This window comes from Mesorhizobium sp. M7A.F.Ca.AU.001.01.1.1 (assembly GCF_004022735.1).
In the GTDB taxonomy this organism is placed as follows: Bacteria; Pseudomonadota; Alphaproteobacteria; order Rhizobiales; family Rhizobiaceae; genus Mesorhizobium; species Mesorhizobium ciceri.
The window spans coordinates 1-2,820 of the sequence record NZ_RZPF01000783.1 but is presented as its reverse complement, the minus strand read 5'-3'; the positions used below and the strand labels follow the sequence as shown (position 1 = coordinate 2,820).

General features: G+C 62.9%; 3 protein-coding genes. 1 reads left to right on the top strand and 2 read right to left on the bottom strand.

Going from position 1 to position 2,820, the window contains the following annotated elements:
- Nucleotides 1-890 (bottom strand): CaiB/BaiF CoA-transferase family protein (locus EN884_RS31720; protein WP_164895284.1); only part of this gene is annotated, 890 nt, incomplete at its 3' end.
- Nucleotides 891-989: 99 nt separating this feature from the next.
- Nucleotides 990-1,922 carry an alpha/beta hydrolase gene (locus tag EN884_RS31715; RefSeq protein ID WP_063168497.1) on the bottom strand — a complete coding sequence of 311 codons (933 nt, stop codon included), beginning with the start codon at nucleotides 1,920-1,922 and terminating at the stop codon, nucleotides 990-992.
- 183 nt (nucleotides 1,923-2,105) lie between these two features.
- Here EN884_RS31715 and EN884_RS31710 point away from each other — a divergent pair.
- A partial coding sequence (locus EN884_RS31710; RefSeq protein ID WP_128360962.1) for a ribonuclease occupies nucleotides 2,106-2,820 on the top strand: 715 nt, incomplete at its 3' end.

Genomic DNA, 2,820 nt, shown 5'->3' with positions numbered 1-2,820 from the left:
ATGCGTTCGCGCAACTTGGCCCGGTTGGCGACCCGGGCGGGATTGGTGGCGAAGTCGGGATTGGCAGGCAGGTCGTCCAGCCCGACGGCAGCGCAGAATTTGGTGAACTGGCCGTCATTGCCCACCGCCAGGATGATGTGCCCATCCCGGACCGGCACCACCTCGTAGGGGGCGATGTTCATATGCGCATTGCCCATCTGCACCGGCGATTTGCCGGAGACGAGATAGTTCAAATTCTGGTTGCCGAGCGCCGAGATCTGGGTGTCGAAAAGCGCCATGTCGACATGCTGACCGTCGCCGGTCTGCTCGGCATGGCGCAGTGCTGCCTGGATGGCGATGACCGAATAAAGGCCGGTGAAGATGTCCGAGATGGCAACGCCCGCCTTTTGCGGCTCGCGGCCGACCTCGCCGGTGATCGACATCATGCCGGCCATGGCCTGGATGATGAAGTCGTAGCCGGCGCGCGGTGCGTACGGACCGTCCTGGCCGAAACCGGTGATCGAGCAGTAGACGAGGCGCGGGTTGATCTTGCGCAGGCTGTCATAGTCGAGGCCGTATTTCTTCAGGCCGCCGAGCTTGAAGTTCTCGATCAGCACGTCCGAAGTGGCGACCAGCCGGCGCACCGTCTCGGCGCCTTCCGGGGTCGAGAAATCGATGGCGATGGAGCGCTTGCCGCGATTGCAGGAATGGTAATAGGCGGCCGACAGGTTCTCGCCGTCCTTGCCCATGACGAAGGGCGGGCCCCATTTGCGGGTGTCGTCGCCGCCATCGGGGCTCTCGACCTTGATGACATCGGCGCCGAGATCGGCAAGCAACTGCCCGGCCCATGGCCCGGCAAGGATGCGGGCGAGTTCGACGACGCGGACGCCTTTCAGCGGGGGCTCAGCCATGGATCACCGTGGTTGCCGCAATCACTGCGATTGCTGCGAAAGCAGAGCCTCTATCAAGCCCTGCAACGGCTGTCACGGCTCTTGCAATGGGCCAATCCGTCACGCTTTGAGGACTTCGTCGGCCCAGGCGGCGAAATCATCCATGATAATGTCGCGATTCACCTCGTTCAGGCTTTCGTGGCGGGTGTCGGCGTAAACCTTTGAAACCAGATTCGAAAAGCCCATCTTGCGCATGCGATTGGCAAGATGGGTGATCCCTTTGCCATAGTCGGAAGCCGGATCCTTCTCGCCGCCGACGATGCTGACGGGCAGGTCGCGCCGGATACCGGCAAAGCCGGCATCCTTGCCACCGTTCAGCGCCATACCGACGACGTCGCGCCACATCGACACCGAAGCGTCCCAGCCGCACAAGGGATCGGCAATGTATTTCGCCACTTCCGCTTCGTCGCGCGACAGCCAGTCGAACAGCGTGCGGTGATTGGGCACCGCCTTGCCCCAGGCCTGGAAGGTGAGTTTCGGCAGCAGGCGCGATGGCACGTCGGAGCCGAGCCGCATCCGTTCCCAGGCAAGGATGCCGAGCGCAAGCTGCCCAAGCGGGCCTTGGGAGAAATTGCCGTTCCAGATTGCTGCCGCGTGAACGCGTGGCGAGTGGCGCAACAGGTAGTTCAGCGCCACCGACGCACCCATCGAATGGCCAAACAGGATGACCGGTCTGTTTGGCCGTTCGCGGGCGATGAGATCATGGATGACGTCGACGTCGGCGATCACCTTGGCGGCACCGTCCCTGTCGGCGAACCTGCCGAGCGGAGCGTCGGACGCCTTGGTCGCGCCGTGGCCGCGATGATCGTGGACATAGACGTCGAAACCGCGCGAGCCAAGAAAATCGGCAAAGCGGGCATAGCGCGCTGCGTGCTCGGCTAGCCCGTGATTGATCTGGACGACGGCGCGTGCCCGGCCATCGGCCTGCCTGACGAAAAGATTGAGCTCGGCACCGGTCGGCGAGGCAACCACGCGCTGCTGGCTGAATGACATGCCGCCTGGTCCCGCCCTTGCTTTTGTCGTCGTTGGCTTTGTTTGCGCCGGCCCACATTATGCGTCAATCCGGCAAACCCGCTTTTCGCGACGATGTTTCTTGCGTTCGGTCAGCAAAATATCGCAATTCTGACATGGAGACAGCTTCAGTCTGTCGCCCACTTCTTCAGCCGGGGATTCTCCATGCGCATCGGTGTCGTTTTCGGATTGGCCATGTTGGCGGCGTCGCTGGCCGGGGCCGCGCATGCCGACGTGAAGATGAGCGGCAGCTTCGTCGCCGACGCCGCCTGTCCGGCGACGCAAGCGATCAAGAACGGCAAGAACCCCGGCAATGTCTCGACCGATGCCGGGCAGAGCTATCAGTTGCTTGCCGGCAACAAGGAGACGCCGACGCATTATCTCATCCTGGTGCCGGGCGCCGATCCGGAGCGCCGCTGGGTGAAGGTCAGCTGCGGCCATGTTTCCGGCAGCAGCGCGGCGACCGTGCCGGCCGCGCCTGACGGGCAAGGCAAGCCGGCGGCATCGGGGAAGCCCGAATACGTCTTCGCGCTGAGCTGGCAGCCGGCGTTTTGCGAGACAAAGTCGAACAAGACCGAATGCAGGGCACAAAGTGCCGGCGATTTCGACGCCACGCATTTCACCTTGCACGGCCTGTGGCCGCAGCCGAATGGCAATTTCTATTGCCAGGCGACGGCGAGCGACAAGGCCAACGACAATCCGGCCCACTGGAAAGACCTGCCGCCGGTCAATCTTGACGCCAACACCCGCACGGAACTCGATCAGGTGATGCCTGGAACGGCCTCCCATCTCGAACGGCATGAATGGATCAAGCACGGCACCTGCTACGGCAAGAGCCAGCAGGACTATTTCTCCGATGCGCTGAATTTGATGCGCGCGG

What these genes read in the sequence shown, in the direction of transcription:
- EN884_RS31715 (WP_063168497.1), bottom strand. Translation starts at nt 1,922, where the DNA reads ATGTCATTCAGCCAGCAGCGCGTGGTTGCCTCGCCGACCGGTGCCGAG.